Below are 17164 nucleotides of genomic sequence, written 5' to 3' on the forward strand. Positions count from 1 at the left end.
CCGCTGCCCGCCTACTGCGCGAAGCCCGGCAGCACCGGCACCGGCTTCTGCTGCTCGTCGACGGCGACGAAGCTGAAGCTGCCGCTGATGGCCCGCTCGCGCCCCTCCTGGTAAAGGCCCTCGACGAACACCTCGACCTCCACCTTGAGGCTGGTGTTGCCAACCTTGACCACCCGACCGATCAACTCGACGATCGACCCCGCCGGGATCGCATGCTTGAAATCGATACGATCGCTGGACACGGTCACCAGCGGCAGGCGGCAGAAACGCGTGGCGGCGATGAACGACACCTCGTCCATCCAGGCCAGCGCCGTGCCGCCGAACAGGGTGTTGTGATGGTTGGTGGTCGGCGGGAACACCGCCTTGGTCACGCGGGTTTCCGACAACTGGGTACGCCGCTGGATTTCCTGCTCTCTCGGGGTCATGCCACGACTGCTCATTCTATGGATGGACCTGGCCACGAAACCCATCGGTCAACGCGACCCAGAAACGAAAAAAGCAGCCCGTGGGCTGCTTTTTTCAGAGAAGCGTCCGAACTTAGGACAGCTTTTCCTTGATACGCGCGGCTTTGCCGGACAGGTCGCGCAGGTAGTACAGCTTGGCCTTGCGCACGTCACCGCGACGCTTGACGCTCAGGCTGTCGACCAGCGGGGAGTAGGTCTGGAAGGTACGCTCGACGCCTACACCGCTGGAGATCTTGCGCACGGTGAAAGCGCTGTTCAGGCCACGGTTACGCTTGGCGATAACGACGCCTTCGAAGGCCTGCAGACGCTGACGGTCGCCTTCCTTCACTTTCACTTGCACGACAACGGTGTCGCCCGGTGCGAAAGTCGGGATTTCTTTGTTCATCTGCTCGGCTTCGAGCATCTGGATAATCTTGTTGGTCATGCTGCGCTCCTAAGACAAGCCTCCCGGCCTGCCATCGATACGTTAACTATCGTCCCGCTGGCGGATGTATTCCTCCAGCAGCTTCTTCTCTTCTCCAGAAAGCGAGCGGCTATCCAGAAGATCAGCGCGACGTTCCCAGGTCCGACCAAGGGACTGCTGCAAACGCCAGCGCCGGATGTGTTCGTGGTTGCCACTAAGCAACACGTCAGGAACACGTTTATCCGCATACACCTCCGGTCGGGTGTAGTGCGGGCAGTCGAGCAGGCCATCCGTAAAGGAGTCCTCCTCGGCCGAATCGGCATGACCCAATGCACCAGGCAAAAGGCGCGTCACCGCATCGATCAGCACCATGGCCGGCAGCTCACCGCCGGACAGGACGTAGTCGCCAATCGACCATTCCTCATCGACATGCGTCTCGATGAAACGCTCGTCGATGCCTTCATAACGACCGGCGATCAGGATCAGTGCATCCTCCTGTGCCAGCTCGCGGACCGCCGCCTGATTCAGACGACGCCCCTGCGGCGACAGGTAAATCACCTTCGCCGTCTCCCCCGCGGCTTGCCTGGCGCTGGCCAGGGCATCCTCGAGAGGCTTGATCTTCATCACCATCCCCGGGCCACCGCCGAAGGGACGGTCATCCACCGTATGGTGGCGATCCGTTGTGTAGTCCCGCGGATTCCAGCAGTTGAGCTTGAGCAGCTCCTGCCTCACCGCACGACTGGTGATGCCGTACTCGCCAATGGCGGCGAACATCTCCGGGAACAGCGTGATGACTTCTACGCGCATGAGCCTTAGAAATCCGCATCCCAGTCGACCCGCATCTCGCCAGCGGCCAGGTCGATCGACAGCACGCATTGCTCCGTATAGGGCAACAGCCGCTCGCGATCATCCAGGCTGCCCGCGCAGGCCTTGACCACCATCACATCGTTGGCACCGGTCTCAAACAAGTGGTCGATCACACCGAGCAACTGCCCTGCCTGATCGATGACCTTCAAGCCCTGCAACTGGTACCAGTAGAACTCACCTTCCTCCAGATCCGGCAGCTCGCTACGCGGCACGCAGATCTCGAAACCGGCGTAGCTACGCGCGACTTCGCGATCATCCAGACCCTTCAACTTGGCTACCAGCACCTTGCCTTGCAGGCGGCCGCTGGCCAGTTCCACTTTCTTTACCTCACCGTCACGCTTGAGCGTCCAGTTTCGGTAATCGAGCACGTTATCGATGGGATCGGTAAAGGAGTACACCTTCACTTCACCCCTGACGCCGTGCACCGAGACAATCTTGCCGAGAACGATCAGGTCCTCGGCGACGGCCGGCGTCGTACTCATAAAGATGCTTAGGCAGCAGCCTTGGCAGCTTCCTTGAGCAGCTGAGCAACACGCTCAGACGGCTGAGCGCCCTGGCCCAGCCAGTAGGTCGCACGCTCCTGGTCGACGGACAGACGCACTTCGCCACCGGCAGCGATCGGGTTGAAGAAACCGATACGCTCAACGAAACGACCATCGCGCGCATTGCGGCTGTTGGTCACGGTCAGGTGGTAGAAGGGGCGCTTTTTGGAGCCGCCACGAGCAAGACGGATGGTTACCATGTGAACATCGTTCCTATAGTCGGTGCTAACTTGAGGCACACATTAAAAATGGGCCTGGGCCCGAAAGGCCGCATATTTTAAGGATTATGCGGCGGTTTGCAAATCTCTTTTTCCAGCCGGCCATCGACCGGGCTGCAGAGATCAGAATTTCGGCATGCCGCCGCCGGGCAACATGCCGCCCATGCCGCGCATCATCTTGGCCATGCCGCCCTTGGCGGTGAATTTCTTCATCATCTTCTGCATCTGCTTGTGCTGCTTGATCAGACGCCCGATGTCCTGCACCTGGGTGCCGGAACCCTGCGCGATACGGCGCTTGCGCGAACCGCTGATCATCTCCGGGTCACGTCGCTCGGCAGGCGTCATCGAGTTGATGATCGCCTCCATCTGCTTGAACTGCTTCTCGGCCGCGCCCTGGGCGTTGCCCATCTGCGACAGGTTGACGCCGCCGATGGACGGCAACTTGTCCATCAGGCCGCCAAGGCCGCCCATGTTCTTCATCTGCTGCAGCTGGTCGCGGAAGTCTTCGAGATCGAAGCCCTTGCCCTTCTTCAGCTTCTTGGTGAGCTTCTCGGCCTTCTCGCGGTCGAGGGTCTGCTCGGCCTGCTCGATGAGGCTGAGCACGTCGCCCATGCCGAGGATGCGCGAGGCAATACGATCAGGGTGGAAAGGCTCGAGCGCATCGCTCTTCTCGCCCATACCGATGAACTTGATCGGCTTGCCGGTGATATGCCGCACCGACAGCGCGGCACCGCCACGGGCGTCGCCGTCGACCTTGGTCAGCACCACGCCTGTCAGCGGCAGCGCGTCGCTGAACGCCTTGGCCGTGTTGGCGGCATCCTGGCCGGTCATGGCATCGACCACGAACAGCGTCTCCACCGGCTTGACCGCCGCGTGCAGCGCCTGGATCTCGGCCATCATCTCGGCGTCGACGGCCAGGCGACCGGCGGTATCGAGGATGACCACGTCGATGAACTTGAGCTTGGCCTCGCGGATCGCCGCGTTGGCGATGTCCACCGGCTTCTGGCTGGCATCGGAGGGGAAGAAGGTGACGTCGAGGTCGCCAGCCAGGGTTTCCAGCTGCTTGATCGCCGCCGGACGATAGACGTCGGCAGAGACCAGCAACACCGACTTCTTCTTGCGCTCCTTGAGGAACTTGGCCAGCTTGCCGGCGGTGGTGGTCTTGCCCGCACCCTGCAGACCAGCCATCAGCACCACGGCAGGCGGCGCGGCATTCAGCGCCAGGTCCTCGTTGGCCGCGCCCATCAGCTCTTCCAGCTCGGCGCGGACGATCTTCACGAAGGCCTGGCCCGGGGTCAGGCTCTTGGACACCTCGGTGCCGACGGCGCGCTCCTTGACCTTGCCGACGAACTCCTTGACCACCGGCAAAGCCACGTCGGCCTCGAGCAGCGCCATGCGCACTTCACGCAGGGTGTCCTTGATGTTGTCTTCGGTCAGCTTGGCCTTGCCCGTGACGTTACGCAGCGTCTGGGACAGGCGATCGGTAAGATTTTCGAACATGCGCGTTCCTTGAATAGGGTGCGACCCGGCGTACCGGATGTGCGACAAGCGGCGGATTATAGCGAAGTCGCCGAGCGGCCGACACCGCCGCCAGTCTTTCGTGCCGATACCCTTCTGTGCCACACTCAGCGCCTTTCGGGCTCGCCTTACACGGATTTATGCACCCTCTGTTGCCCAGTCTTGCCGCCGCCTTCCTTTATGCCGGCGCCACTGCTTATCAAGGGCTGCGCCTGACCAAGCGCAGCATCCCGGACAAACGCCTGCTGGTAGCGCTCGGTACGCTTGCCCTGTGCCTGCATGTCGTCAGCCTGTTCTTCCAGCTGTATGACGCCCACGGCCTGAATCTGGACTTCTTCAACGCCGCCAGCCTCATCGCCTGCGCCGTCATCGCCCTGATCCTCCTGGCCTGCGCCCGCATTCCGGTGGAGAACCTGCTGTTGCTGCTGTTTCCGCTCGGCACCCTGACGGTGCTGGCGGCGGAATTCATTCCCAGCGGCACCATCAACCCGATCGACGAACACCCCGGCATCCTCGCCCACATCCTGTTCTCGATCCTGGCCTACGGCATGCTGACCATCGCCGTGTTCCAGTCGGTCCTGCTGCTGCTGCAGGACTATCAGCTCAAGCACAAGCATCCATCTGGGCTCATCCGCAACTTCCCGCCGCTGCAGACCATGGAGAGCCTGCTGTTCGGCTTCCTCTTCGCGGGCTGGCTGCTGCTGTCGCTGTCGCTGCTGTCCGGCGCGCTGTACATCGACGACCTGTTCGCCCAGCACCTGGCGCACAAGACCATCCTGTCCTGCTTCGCCTGGGTGGTGTTCGCCGTTCTGCTCTGGGGTCGCCACCAGCTCGGCTGGCGCGGCCACAAGGCCATTCGCTGGACCCTCGCAGGGTTCTGCCTGCTGATGCTGGCCTACTTCGGCAGCAAGCTGGTACGCGAATTCATCCTGCATATCTGAGGCAGCCGTCGTGGACGACCTTCATTCGAGCTATCTGCTCGGCCTGCTGATTTTCCTCATCCTCTGCTCGGCGTTCTTCTCCAGCTCCGAGACCGGCATGCTCAGCCTCAACCGCTACCGGCTCAAGCACCTGGCCAAGGAAGGACACAGTGGCGCCCGCCGTGTCACCCGCCTGCTCGACCGGCCCGACCGCATGCTCGGCACCATCCTGGTCGGCAACAACGTGGTGAACATCCTCGCCGCCTCCATCGCCACCGTACTGGCCGTGGACATGTGGGGCGAAGCCGGGATCGCCATCGCGACGGCCGGTCTGACCATCGTCGTGCTGATTTTTGGCGAGATCACCCCCAAGACCCTGGCGGCGCTGCGCCCCGAGCTGGTGGCCTTCCCCGCCAGCCGCGTACTGAGCCTGCTGCAACGCGTGCTCTATCCCGTGGTCTGGCTGACTGGCGTGATCAGCAACGGCCTGCTGCGCCTGTTCGGCGTCGACCCGGCGCAGCGCGCCAGCGACAGCCTGTCCACCGAGGAACTGCGCAGCGTGGTGCGCGAATCCGGTTCCGAGCTGCCGAAGAATCGCCAGAACATGCTGCTAGGAATCCTCGATCTGGAGCGGGTCACGGTCGACGACATCATGATCCCGCGCAACGAAGTTGCCGGCATCGACCTCGACGACGACCTGGAAAGTATCGTCGGCCAGCTGCGCAGCACACCGCACACCCGGCTGCCGGTATTCCGCGGCGATATCAACCAGATCGAGGGCGTGGTGCACATGCGCCAGATCGCCCGCCTGCTGAGCCACAACCAGCTGACCAAGGAGGCCCTGCTCGCGGCCTGCCACGAACCCTACTTCGTGCCGGAGAACACGCCGCTGTCGACCCAGCTGATCAACTTCCAGAAGCAGAAACGCCGCATCGGCATCGTCGTCGACGAGTACGGTGACGTGATCGGCATCGTCACTCTGGAAGACATCCTCGAGGAGATCGTCGGCGACTTCAGCAACCAGGACAGCCTGCGCAGCCCGGACATCCACCCGCAGGAAGACGGCACCCTGGTCATCGATGGCGCCGCCTACATCCGCGAAGTGAACAAGACCCTCGGCTGGCACCTGCCCAGCGACGGCCCCAAGACCCTCAACGGCCTGATCACCGAAGCGCTGGAGAGCATCCCCGACAGCAGCGTCTGCCTGAAGATCGGCCCCTACCGCCTGGAAATCCTCCAGGCGGCGGAAAACCGCGTGAAGAGCGTGCGTGTCTGGCAGGTGGAAAAGGTCAAGACGGACGCTGCAGCAGCGGACTGAGTCGCCCGGCGAGGCCCTCGCCCCATACCCGATAGCCCAATGCCGAAGGGTGGTAACCATCCTCGGCCAGGTAGCGCGCCTCGAACGGCAGGTCCAGTGCGCAATGCAGCGCCCCAGAACGCTGCGCCAGCGCTTGCAGCTCACGGTCCAGCAGACTCGCCCGCCAGCCCATCAACTGGCGCAACAGCCAGGGCAACGCCGTGAAGTGCCGCAGGGGCGGCACGGCGCTGAACGCCACGTGACAGCCCTGCCCCCGGAAAGCCTCGGCCATCTCGACCAGCGCCTGGTGCCAGCGCCTGGCCGGAGTGAGATGCGTGGTGTCGTTGACCCCGAAGACCAGCAGCACCAGATCAGCCGGCTCGGCCAATGCCTGCGGCAACAGGCGCTCACACGCCTGGCGCGCGGTGATGCCGTTCTCGCCACAGGCACGCCACTGCACCGGTCGCCCGAGGTGCTCGGCCAGCGCGGCAGCCAGGCAGCCTGCCAGCGCCTGATCGAGCCCCCGCACACCGACGCCCGCCACGGTCGACTCGCCGATCAGCAGTAGGCGTAGCGGTTCACCCGGCCGATCGGCGCCCGCCAGTCCGCAAGGTTCACCCTGCGCCACGGGCAGTCGCAGGGCCGTGCGCCGCGTATGCACGGCCAACGGCAGCGCGATGGGCAGCAATGGCAGAGTCGCCAGCCACCACAACGCGTGCCGGCTCACAGCTGGACGCGAACCGCTTGCGCGCTGCGCAGGGCCTTGGCCCGGGCAGCTTCGATGGACTCGTCGCGGGCCAGCGCCACGCCCATGCGGCGCTGCCCCTTGACCTCGGGCTTGCCGAACAGACGCAGCGCCGTGTCCTCTTCGCTCAGGGCGGCACCGAGGTTGGCGAAGCTGGCCTGCTGCGAGCTGCCCTCGACCAGGATCACCGCCGAAGCCGACGGCCCCATCTGGCGAATGAGCGGAATCGGCAGGCCGAGAATGGCCCGTGCATGCAGGGCGAACTCGGACAACTCCTGGGAGATCAGGGTCACCAGGCCGGTGTCGTGCGGACGCGGCGACACCTCGCTGAACCAGACCTGATCGCCCTTGACGAACAACTCGACGCCGAACAGGCCACGCCCACCGAGCGCCTCGGTCACCGCCAGCGCCACGCGCTCGGACTCGGCCAGTGCCTTCGGGCTCATCGGCTGCGGCTGCCAGGACTCCTGATAGTCACCACCCTCCTGGCGATGGCCGATCGGCGCGCAGAAGCTGGTGCCACCGGCATGACGCACGGTGAGCAGGGTGATCTCGTAGTCGAAATCGATGAAGCCCTCGACGATCACCCGGCCCTTGCCCGCACGCCCGCCTTCCTGGGCGTAGTCCCAGGATTTCTGCAGATCGGCATCGCTGCGCAGCACGCTCTGGCCCTTGCCGGAGGAACTCATGATCGGCTTGACCACGCAGGGATAGCCGACGGACTTCACCGCCGCAGCGTAGCCCTCGTAGGTGTCGGAGAAATGATAGGGCGAGGTCGGCAGCCCCAGTTCTTCGGCCGCCAGGCGACGGATGCCTTCACGGTTCATGGTCAGTTGCGCCGCACGCGCGGTCGGCACCACGTTGAACCCCTCGGCCTCCAGCTCGACCAGCGTGGCGGTGGCGATGGCCTCGATTTCCGGGACGATGTAGTGCGGTTGCTCCTTCTCGATCACGGCACGCAGGGCGGCACCGTCGAGCATGTCGATCACGTGGGCGCGATGGGCGACCTGCATCGCCGGGGCGTTGGCGTAGCGGTCGACACCGATCACTTCACAACCCAGACGCTGCAGTTCGATGACCACTTCCTTGCCGAGCTCACCGCAACCACAGAGCAGTACACGGGTCGCACTCGGCGATAGAGGGGTTCCAATACGGGGCATGAATGTTCCTCGAACAGTGAATCAGGAGGGGATCAGTAAATGGCCCGAAGCGCGGGCGCGCTCCAGGCAGCATTGCAGCACCTCGCGGCGCTCGGCATTGTCCATGCGGCCCCAGCGGGTGATTTCGGCGGCCGTGCGCTGACAGCCGATGCAGATGTCCTGCTCGTCCAGCGCGCAGACATGCACGCAGGGAGAGCGCACGGGTTTCTCGTCATTCATCGTCAACGACCAGCTCTCGGGCATAGCGCTGGGCATTATGAACGTAATGGGCGGCACTGGCCTCCAGCATCTTCTTCTGCTGCTCGGTGAGTTCACGCACCACCTTGCCCGGACTGCCCATGACCAGACTGCCATCGGGAATGACCTTGCCCTCGGGAATCAGGCTGTTGGCGCCGATGATGCAGTTCTTGCCAATCTTCGCGCCGTTGAGGATGACCGCATTGATGCCGATCAGGCTGCAATCGTCCACCGTGCAGCCGTGCATCATCACGTTGTGGCCCACGGTGACGCCCTTGCCCAGGGTCAGCGGAAAGCCCATGTCGGTGTGCATGACGGTGCCATCCTGCACGTTGCTGTTCTCACCGATGTGGATCAGCTCGTTGTCGCCACGCAGCACGGCGCCGAACCAGACGCTGGCCCCCGCGTCCAGACGAACCTTGCCGATCAGGTCGGCGCTGGGCGCGACCCAGCTTTCGGGATGGGCGTCGACACGGGAGCCTCCCAGGCGATATTTCATGCTCGTCAGTCCTCAGCGCAGGTGTATGAAGTGTTCGGGCGGCTGGTGCAGGGCGATCCCGGCGTCGTAGAGCAGGTTGACCAGCTCCACGACCATGATCGCCGTCAGCCCCCAGATGCGATATTGGTCATAGGTGTAGGACGGCACGTACCAGCTCTGCCCGAGGTAATCGATACGGTGAGTGACTTCGCGCGGGTCGTTGCGGAAGAACTCCAGCGGCACGGAGAACACCGAGGCGATTTCCGCATCGTTGGCCTTGTACTCGACGTAATCGGGCACCAGCCCGACATAGGGCGTGACGCGGATGCCGTGGCGCGACACCAGCGGGCTGAGCGGTCCGAGCACCTCCACGAGCCCCGGTGGCAGCCCCACCTCCTCCTCGGCTTCGCGCAGCGCGGTATGCACCAGGTCACGATCCTCCGGATCACGACGCCCACCGGGGAAGGCGACCTCACCGCCGTGGGTCGACAGGCCGCTGGCGCGCAGGGTCAACACCAGTTCAGGTTCGTCGCTACGGGTGATGGGGACCAGCACTGCCGCCTCGGGGAAGCTGTGCCCGGCCTCCAGAGGGCGCGGTCGATAATCGCGCACGCGATGGAGCAACTCGTCCAGCATGGCCATACTCGGAGTCTTGTTTTGCCCGGCATCATGGCATGAAAGCGGCCGCACGCCCAACCCCGACGAAAGGGCTGGCCGGCCAGAATCGCGGGCTTGCCGGCCCGAACCAGGACCGCCAAGATAAGGCCATGAACGAGGATCAGGCATGAAATTCTGCAGCCAGTGCGGCAACCCGGTCACCCGCATGATCCCAGCGGGCGACAACCGCATGCGCCACGTGTGCAGCCAGTGCACCACCGTGCATTACGAGAACCCGCGCATCGTCGCGGGCTGCCTGCCGGTATGGGGCGAGCAGGTCCTGTTGTGCCGGCGCGCCATCGAGCCGCGCCGTGGCTACTGGACCCTGCCGGCCGGTTTCATGGAGAACGGCGAGACCATCGAACAGGCCGCGGCCCGCGAGACCCTGGAAGAGGCCTGCGCACGGGTACGCGACCTCAGTCTCTATACCCTCTTCGACCTGCCGCACATCAGCCAGGTGTACATGATGTTTCGCGCGGAGCTGGTCGACCTCGACTTCGCCGTGGGCGAGGAAAGCCTGGAGGTGCGCCTGTTCGACGAAGCGCAGATCCCCTGGTCAGAGCTGGCTTTCCCCACCATAGGCCGTACCTTAGAATGCTTCTTCGCCGACCGTCGGCAGAATCTCTTTCCGGTACGCAACGAACCCCTCGAAGCGCTGCGCGCCCACTACACACCCCGTTGACCCTTGCGGACGATCCCGATGCGCTGGTTGCTGCTCCTGCTTTGCCTGACCCTCAGCCTCAATGCCTTCGCCAGCACCACGCCGGCGAGCGGCACGCGCACCGTCGACAAGGTGCTCATCCTCAAGTCCGAGCGCCAGCTGCACCTGCAGCAGCGCGGCGAGACCATCAAGTCCTACCGCATTTCCCTGGGCAAGCAGCCCACCGGCGCCAAGCAGCGCGAGGGCGACCTGCGCACGCCGGAAGGCTTCTACTGGATCGACTGGCGCAAGCCGAGCGACAAGTACCAGTTGTCGCTGCACATCTCCTACCCCAATGCCCGTGACCTGGCACACGCGAAGAACGCCGGTGTGCCACCGGGCGGCATGATCATGATCCACGGCACGCCGCTGGACGAGGAGTACCCCGAGTGGTTCTTCCACACCCTCGACTGGACCGAGGGCTGCATCGCCATGAAGAACGACGACATGCGCGAGGTGTGGAGCCTGGTCAAGGACGGGACGTTGATCGAGATTCGCCCCTGAGGTCACGCCACGAAAAAGGCGCCATCGGCGCCTTTTTCAGAACTGCAGATCGGACAGTCGCCAGACGTCGAAGGCCGGCGTCTCGTATGGGTGGTGTTTTTTCAGGGCCTTGACCGCATCGTGGATCAGCTCGTCCGCGACGACCATCTCCACCTTCCACTCGGCAACCTGTTCGATCTCGCCGACCTGCCCCAGGAACGGCTGACTGCCCTCCAGAGCGCGAAACTGGCCCTGGCCGAGCACCTGCCAGCAGCAACTGTCATAGAGGCCGATACGCCCGCCCCCGGCAGCGAACACCGCTTTTTTCACCGGTTCCAGATGAGCTTCCGGCACGTAGAAACACAGTTTGTACATCAAGTTCTCCGCAGATGGGCAACCGAACAGCAGACAAGTCATGACGCCAATATAGTGTCATTTCGCCATAACTTTGTCTTGCGGTCGCCCGCACAAATCCGCCCGAGGCGGGAAACGATTCGCTGCGTTCGACTCGAATGATCGGCGCGACGTTCTCAGCTGCCGGCGAAAAAACGCCGCCACTTGTCGGCCAGGCTGGGTGCCGGCGGGCTGTGGCTGCCATCGCAATGAGGCATGCTCCGTGAGCGTCCGCAGCGGCAGAGCAACAGTCGCTGCTCGCGCTCGGGACGCAGGATCAGGGATTGCGGGCAACCGGCGTGGCAGTCCGGCAACTGCGCAGACTGGCCGCAGCGGCACAGGCGATGGGCTTCACCGGGGCTGACCAGGCGAACTTCGGGGAGGATGGGCAGAGGATCATCGGCCATGCACAAGGCCTGCGTAGTCGGATGAAATCCAGGGAAGGTATGCCACAGGCTTTCCCGGATTGCATCCGGGCTACGAACGCCAGGGCCGGCCCCTCTCCCGATGACGGGAGAGGGTCGGCAGAGGGCCGCTAGGCGGCCGCTGTCAGTCCACCCAGACGCGGGCGTTGCGGAACATGCGCATCCAGCCGCCGTCTTCCTGCCACTCATCCGGGCGCCAGGAGTTCTGCACGGCGCGGAACACCCGCTCCGGGTGCGGCATCATGATGGTCACGCGGCCGTCACGACTGGTCAGGCCGGTGATGCCACGCGGCGAACCGTTGGGGTTGGCCGGGTAGGCTTCGGTGACCTTGCCATGGTTGTCGACGTAACGCAGGGCCACGGTGCCGGACAGGTCCGCCTCCAGCAGCGCCTCTTCGCTTTCGAACTCGGCATGGCCCTCGCCGTGGGCGATGGCGATCGGCATGCGCGAACCGGCCATGCCCTGCAGGAAGATCGACGCCGACTCCTGCACCTGGACCATGGCCACGCGCGCCTCGAACTGCTCGGAGCGGTTGCGCACGAAGTGCGGCCAGAACTCGGTGCCCGGAATCAGCTCGTGCAGGTTGCTCATCATCTGGCAGCCGTTGCACACGCCGAGGGCGAAGCTGTCGCGACGCTCGAAGAAGCCCTGGAAGGCATCGCGGGCGCGGGCATTGAACAGCACCGACTTGGCCCAGCCCTCACCGGCGCCGAGCACGTCACCGTAGGAGAAGCCACCACAGGCCACCAGGCCCTTGAATTCTTCCAGGCTGACACGACCGGCGAGGATATCGCTCATGTGCACGTCGATGGCCGAGAAACCGGCGCGGTCGAACGCGGCGGCCATTTCCACCTGGCCATTGACGCCCTGCTCGCGCAGGATCGCCACTTGCGGACGCACGCCCTTCTTGATGTAGGGCGCGGCGATGTCCTGGTTGACGTCGAAGCCGAGCTTGACCGACAGACCGGGGTTGTCTTCTTCCAGCAGCAGGTCGAATTCCTGGTCGGCACCCTGGGCGTTGTCGCGCAGGCGCTGGATGCGATAGCTGGTTTCCGCCCACTGACGCTGCAGCAGACGACGCTCGCCGGCGAACACCGACTCGCCGTTGAAGCTGATGTTGACGTCGCCGTTGTTCACCGCCTGGCCGATCACCGCCACGCAGTCATCCAGGCCTGCGGCGCTGAACTGCGCCAGCACTTCCGGAGTGGCGTCCTGGCGCACCTGGATCACCGCGCCCAACTCTTCGTTGAACAGCACCGCCGGCAGCTCGGAGGCATCGTCCGCCAGTGCGTCGAGGTTCAGCGACAGCCCGCAATGACCGGCGAAGGCCATTTCCAGCACGGTGGTCAGCAGGCCGCCGTCGGAGCGATCGTGGTAGGCCAGCAGGTGGCCGTCGGCATTCAGGCCCTGGATCACGGCGAAGAAGGCCTTGAGGTCTTCGGCGTCGTCGAGGTCCGGTGCCTGCTGGCCGATCTGCGCATAGACCTGCGCCAGGATCGACGCGCCCATGCGGTTCTGGCCACGGCCCAGATCGATCAGGATCAGATCGGTTTCGCCCTTGTCCATGCGCAGTTGCGGGGTCAGGGTCTGGCGGATGTCCTGCACCGGCGCGAAGCCGGAGATGACCAGCGACAGCGGCGCGGTGACACTCTTGTCGACGCCCTCGTCCTGCCAGCGGGTCTTCATCGACATGGAGTCCTTGCCCACCGGGATGGTGATACCCAGTGCCGGGCACAGCTCCATGCCGACGGCCTTGACGGTGTCGTACAGACGCGCGTCTTCGCCCGGGTGGCCGGCTGCGGCCATCCAGTTGGCCGACAGTTTGATGTCGGACAGCTTGCCGATTCGCGCAGCCGCCAGGTTGGTGATGGTTTCACCGACTGCCATGCGCCCGGAAGCCGGGGCATCGAGCAGAGCCAGCGGCGTGCGCTCGCCCATAGCCATGGCTTCACCGGTGTAGACGTCGAAGCTGGTGGCGGTGACGGCGCAATCGGCCACCGGCACCTGCCACGGGCCGACCATCTGGTCGCGCGCGACGAGGCCGGTGATGCTGCGGTCGCCGATGGTGATCAGGAAGCTCTTGCTGGCCACGGCCGGGTGGCGCAGCACGCGCTCGATGGCGTCATCGATGGCCACTGCGCTGGCGGCGAAGTCGTCACCCTGCTCGGCTTCACGCTGCACGCTGCGGTGCATGCGCGGCGGCTTGCCCAGCAGCACTTCCAGCGGCATGTCCACCGGGGTGTTGCTGAAATGGCTGTCGGTCACGGTCAGGTGCGGTTCGGCCGTGGCCTCGCCGACCACGGCGAACGGGCAGCGCTCGCGTTCACAGATGGCCTGGAAGCGCTCGAAGTCGGCAGCATCCACGCTCATCACGTAGCGTTCCTGCGACTCGTTGCACCAGATCTCGTGCGGGGCCATGCCCGGCTCGTCGTTGGGCACCTTGCGCAGCTCGAAGCGACCGCCACGGCCGCCATCGTTGATCAGTTCCGGCAGGGCGTTGGAGATACCACCGGCGCCGACGTCGTGGATGAACTTGATCGGGTTGGCTTCGCCCAGTTGCCAGCAGCGGTCGATGACCTCCTGGCAGCGGCGTTCCATTTCCGGGTTCTCGCGCTGCACCGAGGCGAAGTCCAGGTCGGCCGAGCTGGCGCCGGTGGCCATCGACGACGCGGCGCCACCACCCAGGCCGATGAGCATGGCCGGGCCACCGAGCACGATCAGCTTGGCGCCGACCGAGATCTCGCCCTTCTGCACATGGTTCTCACGGATGTTGCCGAGGCCGCCAGCGAGCATGATCGGCTTGTGGTAGCCGCGCACTTCCTCGCCACGCGGGCTGCCGACCGCCTGCTCGAAGGTACGGAAGTAGCCATTGAGCGCCGGACGGCCGAATTCGTTGTTGAACGCGGCGCCGCCGAGCGGGCCTTCGATCATGATGTCCAGCGCGCTGACGATGCGCTCGGGCTTGCCGTACGGCTTTTCCCAGGGCTGGAGGAAATCGGGGATGTTCAGGTTGGACACCGAGAAACCGGTCAGGCCCGCCTTGGGCTTGGCGCCACGACCGGTCGCGCCTTCGTCGCGGATCTCGCCACCGGAGCCGGTGGAGGCGCCTGGGAACGGCGCGATGGCGGTCGGGTGGTTGTGCGTCTCCACCTTCATCAGGATGTGCACCGGCTCCTGCACCGCGCCGTACTGGCGGCTTTCCGGATTGGGGAAGAAGCGCCCGGCGCTGAAGCCTTCGATGACCGAGGCGTTGTCCTTGTAGGCGGACAGCACGCCGTCGCTGTGCATCTGGTAGGTGTTCTTGATCATGCCGAACAGCGACTTGTCCTGGCTCTCGCCGTCGATGTCCCAGCTGGCATTGAAGATCTTGTGGCGGCAGTGCTCGGAGTTGGCCTGGGCGAACATCATCAGTTCGATGTCGTGCGGGTTGCGCCCCAGGTCGTTGAAGCTCTTGACCAGGTAGTCGATCTCGTCCTCGGCCAGTGCCAGACCGAGGTCCTGGTTGGCCTGCTCCAGCGCCGCCCGGCCACCACCGAGGATGTCCACGGCGGTCAGCGGCTTGGGCTGGGCATGGCTGAACAGTGCCGCAGCGTCCTCGAGGGTGCTCAGCACCAGCTGGGTCATGCGGTCATGCAGCAGCGCGGCGACGGCAGCGCTATCGGCCTCGCTCAGTTCACCGCTGACGTAATAGGCGATGCCGCGCTCCAGGCGCTGGATCTTGGCCAGGCCACAGTTGCGGGCGATATCGCTGGCCTTGCTCGACCAGGGCGAGATGGTGCCGAAACGCGGAATGGTCAGGAACAGCTTGCCGCTGGGTTCCTGCACAGCGACGCTCGGGCCGTACTTGAGCAGGCGCGCCAGCACCTGTTCTTCATCGGTGTTGAGTACGCCGGTGACATCGGCGAAATGCGCGAACTCGGCGTACAGCCCGGTCACGGCCGGCACCTTGCTGGTCAGTTGCTCGAGCAATTTGCCATGGCGGAAAGCGGAAAGGGCGGGAGCGCCGCGCAGGATCAACATCGTCGGTACAGCCTCTGGAGAAGGGGTGTGCTTAGAGGCCGTGCATTCTAGCCTAAAGCCGCGTTCACAGCACCCGTGCCGGGCGCTTTCGAGACGGGCGATCGCTAGCAGAGAAGCGCGTCGCTGTCGAGATATGGCAGCGACGATGCTTTGCGTATACTGCGCCGATGTTTGCACGACCTGCGATACGCATGCGTTGCGCCACAGGGCTGTTGGCGATTGGAACCCTCCTGATGCTCACTGGCTGTGGCGAAGACCCCAAGCCCAGCGTACTCGAGCAGGTAAAGGCGGAGGGTGAGCTGCGCGTGGTCACTCGTAACAGCCCCGCCACCTACTTCCAGGACCGCAACGGCGCTACCGGTTTCGAGTACGAACTGGCCAAGCGTTTCGCCGCCGACCTCGGCCTCGAACTGAAGATCGAGACGGCAGACAATCTCGACAGCCTGTTCTCCAGCCTCGCCCGCCCCGACGGCCCGGTGATGGCGGCAGCCGGCCTGGTGGATACGCCGCAGCGTCAGCGCCAGGCACGCTTCTCCATCCCTTATCTGGAAGTCACGCCGCAGGTCATCTACCGCAACGGCGAGTCTCGCCCGACCAAGCCGGAAGACCTGGTCGGCAAGCGCATTCTGGTGCTGGCCGGCAGCAGCCATGCCGAGCAGCTGGAAGCCCTGAAACAGCAGCTCCCCGAACTCAAGTTCGAAGTCTCCGACGCCGTCGAGGTGGTCGACCTGCTGCGCATGGTCGACGAAGGGCAGATCGACCTGACCCTGGTCGACTCCAACGAGCTGGCAATGAACCAGGTGTACTTCCCCAACGTACGCGTCGCGTTCGACCTGGACGACACCAACACCATGCGCTGGGCCGTGGCCGCTGGTGACGACGAGAGCCTGCTGCTGGAGATCGACGCCTTCCTCGAGCGCGCCCAGGCCAACGGCACCCTGCAGCGCCTGAAGGAACGCTACTACGGCCATGTCGACGTGCTCGGCTACGTGGGCGCCTACACCTTCGCCCAGCACCTGCAGAAGCGCCTGCCGCGCTACGAGAAGATGTTCCGCCAGGCCGGCCAGGCCAACCAGATCGACTGGCGCCTGCTGGCCGCGATGGGCTACCAGGAATCGCTGTGGCAACCCAATGCCACCTCCAAGACCGGCGTGCGCGGCCTGATGATGCTCACCCAGCGCACCGCGCAGTCGGTAGGCGTCTCCAACCGGCTCGACCCCAAGCAGAGCATCGATGGCGGCGCCCGCTACTTCATCCAGGTTCATCAGCAACTGCCGGAAGGCATCGCCGAGCCGGACCGCACCTGGTTCGCCCTGGCAGCCTACAACGTCGGCGGCGGTCACCTGGAAGATGCGCGCAAACTGACCGAAGCCGAAGGCCTGGACCCGAACAAGTGGGCCGATGTGCAGAAGATCCTGCCGCGCCTGGCGCAGAAGCAGTGGTACAGCAAGACGCGCTACGGCTATGCCCGTGGCGGTGAGCCAGTGCACTTCGTGCGCAACATCCGCCGCTATTACGACATCCTCACCTGGGTGACCCAGCCGCAGCTGGAAGGCACGCAGGTCGCCGAGAGTGGCGTCCATGTGCCGGGCATCGACAAACGCAAGCCCGAAGAAGAAACCCCGCCGCTGTAAGC

Annotated in this window: 19 protein-coding genes; 5 read left to right on the forward strand and 14 right to left on the reverse strand. The window is 64.5% G+C overall.

Annotated elements, in window-relative coordinates:
- Positions 1-11: 11 nt before the first annotated feature.
- From JLK41_RS18880 to ffh, 6 genes are all read right to left on the reverse strand, one after another.
- Positions 12-425: an acyl-CoA thioesterase gene (locus JLK41_RS18880; RefSeq protein WP_037049434.1), complete on the reverse strand. Its 414-nt coding sequence runs from the start codon at positions 423-425 to the stop codon at positions 12-14.
- Between the two features lie 112 nt (positions 426-537).
- Positions 538-888: a 50S ribosomal protein L19 gene (gene rplS, locus JLK41_RS18885; RefSeq protein ID WP_003246155.1), complete on the reverse strand. Its 351-nt coding sequence runs from the start codon at positions 886-888 to the stop codon at positions 538-540.
- A 42-nt stretch (positions 889-930) separates the two neighbouring features.
- Positions 931-1674 (reverse strand): tRNA (guanosine(37)-N1)-methyltransferase TrmD, encoded by a 744-nt coding sequence (gene trmD, locus JLK41_RS18890; RefSeq protein WP_037049436.1) that lies wholly within the window; start codon positions 1672-1674, stop codon positions 931-933.
- Positions 1675-1679: 5 nt separating this feature from the next.
- The gene (gene rimM, locus JLK41_RS18895) at positions 1680-2216 is read right to left on the reverse strand and encodes a ribosome maturation factor RimM (protein ID WP_037049438.1); all 537 of its coding nucleotides are present in this window, start codon (positions 2214-2216) and stop codon (positions 1680-1682) included.
- 8 nt (positions 2217-2224) lie between these two features.
- Positions 2225-2476 carry a 30S ribosomal protein S16 gene (gene rpsP / locus JLK41_RS18900; RefSeq protein ID WP_003246162.1) on the reverse strand — a complete coding sequence of 84 codons (252 nt, stop codon included), beginning with the start codon at positions 2474-2476 and terminating at the stop codon, positions 2225-2227.
- 141 nt (positions 2477-2617) lie between these two features.
- Positions 2618-3994: a signal recognition particle protein gene (gene ffh / locus JLK41_RS18905; RefSeq protein WP_037049441.1), complete on the reverse strand. Its 1377-nt coding sequence runs from the start codon at positions 3992-3994 to the stop codon at positions 2618-2620.
- Between the two features lie 158 nt (positions 3995-4152).
- Between ffh and JLK41_RS18910 the strand changes: the two genes are divergently transcribed.
- Together JLK41_RS18910 and JLK41_RS18915 are read left to right on the forward strand one after the other, a co-directional pair.
- Complete coding sequence (locus JLK41_RS18910; RefSeq protein ID WP_037049443.1) at positions 4153-4953, forward strand: cytochrome C assembly family protein; 801 nt, start codon at positions 4153-4155, stop codon at positions 4951-4953.
- A gap of 10 nt (positions 4954-4963) precedes the next feature.
- Entirely contained in the window at positions 4964-6250 is a 1287-nt protein-coding gene (locus tag JLK41_RS18915) for an HlyC/CorC family transporter (protein ID WP_037049445.1), read from the forward strand.
- On the opposite strand, the gene JLK41_RS18920 is transcribed toward JLK41_RS18915, so the two are convergent.
- Genes JLK41_RS18920 through JLK41_RS18940 form a run of 5 tightly spaced genes read right to left on the reverse strand, consistent with a single transcriptional unit; the run spans position 6222 to position 9485 of the window.
- A complete protein-coding gene (locus JLK41_RS18920) occupies positions 6222-6956 on the reverse strand; it encodes an SGNH/GDSL hydrolase family protein (RefSeq protein ID WP_210389588.1) in 735 nt (244 codons plus the stop codon). The genes JLK41_RS18915 and JLK41_RS18920 overlap by 29 nt on opposite strands.
- The gene (purT, locus tag JLK41_RS18925) at positions 6953-8134 is read right to left on the reverse strand and encodes a formate-dependent phosphoribosylglycinamide formyltransferase (RefSeq protein WP_210389589.1); all 1182 of its coding nucleotides are present in this window, start codon (positions 8132-8134) and stop codon (positions 6953-6955) included. Before purT ends, JLK41_RS18920 begins: the two co-directional genes overlap by 4 nt.
- A gap of 21 nt (positions 8135-8155) precedes the next feature.
- Positions 8156-8353: a DUF1289 domain-containing protein gene (locus JLK41_RS18930; RefSeq protein ID WP_037049454.1), complete on the reverse strand. Its 198-nt coding sequence runs from the start codon at positions 8351-8353 to the stop codon at positions 8156-8158.
- Positions 8346-8870: a gamma carbonic anhydrase family protein gene (locus JLK41_RS18935; protein WP_210389590.1), complete on the reverse strand. Its 525-nt coding sequence runs from the start codon at positions 8868-8870 to the stop codon at positions 8346-8348. The genes JLK41_RS18930 and JLK41_RS18935 overlap by 8 nt, the downstream gene beginning before the upstream one ends.
- A 12-nt stretch (positions 8871-8882) precedes the next feature.
- Positions 8883-9485, reverse strand: a complete 603-nt coding sequence (locus tag JLK41_RS18940; RefSeq protein WP_037049712.1) for a CoA pyrophosphatase — start codon at positions 9483-9485, stop codon at positions 8883-8885.
- 148 nt (positions 9486-9633) lie between these two features.
- On the opposite strand from JLK41_RS18940, the gene JLK41_RS18945 reads away from it, so the two are divergent.
- Both JLK41_RS18945 and JLK41_RS18950 read left to right on the forward strand, forming a co-directional pair.
- Positions 9634-10188 carry an NUDIX hydrolase gene (locus JLK41_RS18945; RefSeq protein WP_037049459.1) on the forward strand — a complete coding sequence of 185 codons (555 nt, stop codon included), beginning with the start codon at positions 9634-9636 and terminating at the stop codon, positions 10186-10188.
- Between the two features lie 18 nt (positions 10189-10206).
- Complete coding sequence (locus JLK41_RS18950; RefSeq protein ID WP_210389591.1) at positions 10207-10710, forward strand: L,D-transpeptidase family protein; 504 nt, start codon at positions 10207-10209, stop codon at positions 10708-10710.
- 36 nt (positions 10711-10746) lie between these two features.
- On the opposite strand, the gene JLK41_RS18955 is transcribed toward JLK41_RS18950, so the two are convergent.
- The 3 genes from JLK41_RS18955 to purL form a co-directional block, all read right to left on the reverse strand.
- Entirely contained in the window at positions 10747-11064 is a 318-nt protein-coding gene (locus JLK41_RS18955) for a YqfO family protein (protein ID WP_047589958.1), read from the reverse strand.
- Between the two features lie 155 nt (positions 11065-11219).
- Complete coding sequence (locus JLK41_RS18960; protein ID WP_047589961.1) at positions 11220-11489, reverse strand: CDGSH iron-sulfur domain-containing protein; 270 nt, start codon at positions 11487-11489, stop codon at positions 11220-11222.
- A 142-nt stretch (positions 11490-11631) separates the two neighbouring features.
- Entirely contained in the window at positions 11632-15528 is a 3897-nt protein-coding gene (gene purL, locus JLK41_RS18965) for a phosphoribosylformylglycinamidine synthase (protein ID WP_150606119.1), read from the reverse strand.
- A gap of 167 nt (positions 15529-15695) precedes the next feature.
- Here purL and mltF point away from each other — a divergent pair, with 167 nt between their 5' ends.
- Positions 15696-17162 (forward strand): membrane-bound lytic murein transglycosylase MltF, encoded by a 1467-nt coding sequence (mltF, locus tag JLK41_RS18970; RefSeq protein ID WP_037049469.1) that lies wholly within the window; start codon positions 15696-15698, stop codon positions 17160-17162.
- The last annotated feature ends 2 nt before the right edge of the window (positions 17163-17164 follow it).

This window comes from Ectopseudomonas khazarica, from assembly GCF_017915135.1.
In the GTDB taxonomy this organism is placed as follows: Bacteria; Pseudomonadota; Gammaproteobacteria; order Pseudomonadales; family Pseudomonadaceae; genus Aquipseudomonas; species Aquipseudomonas khazarica.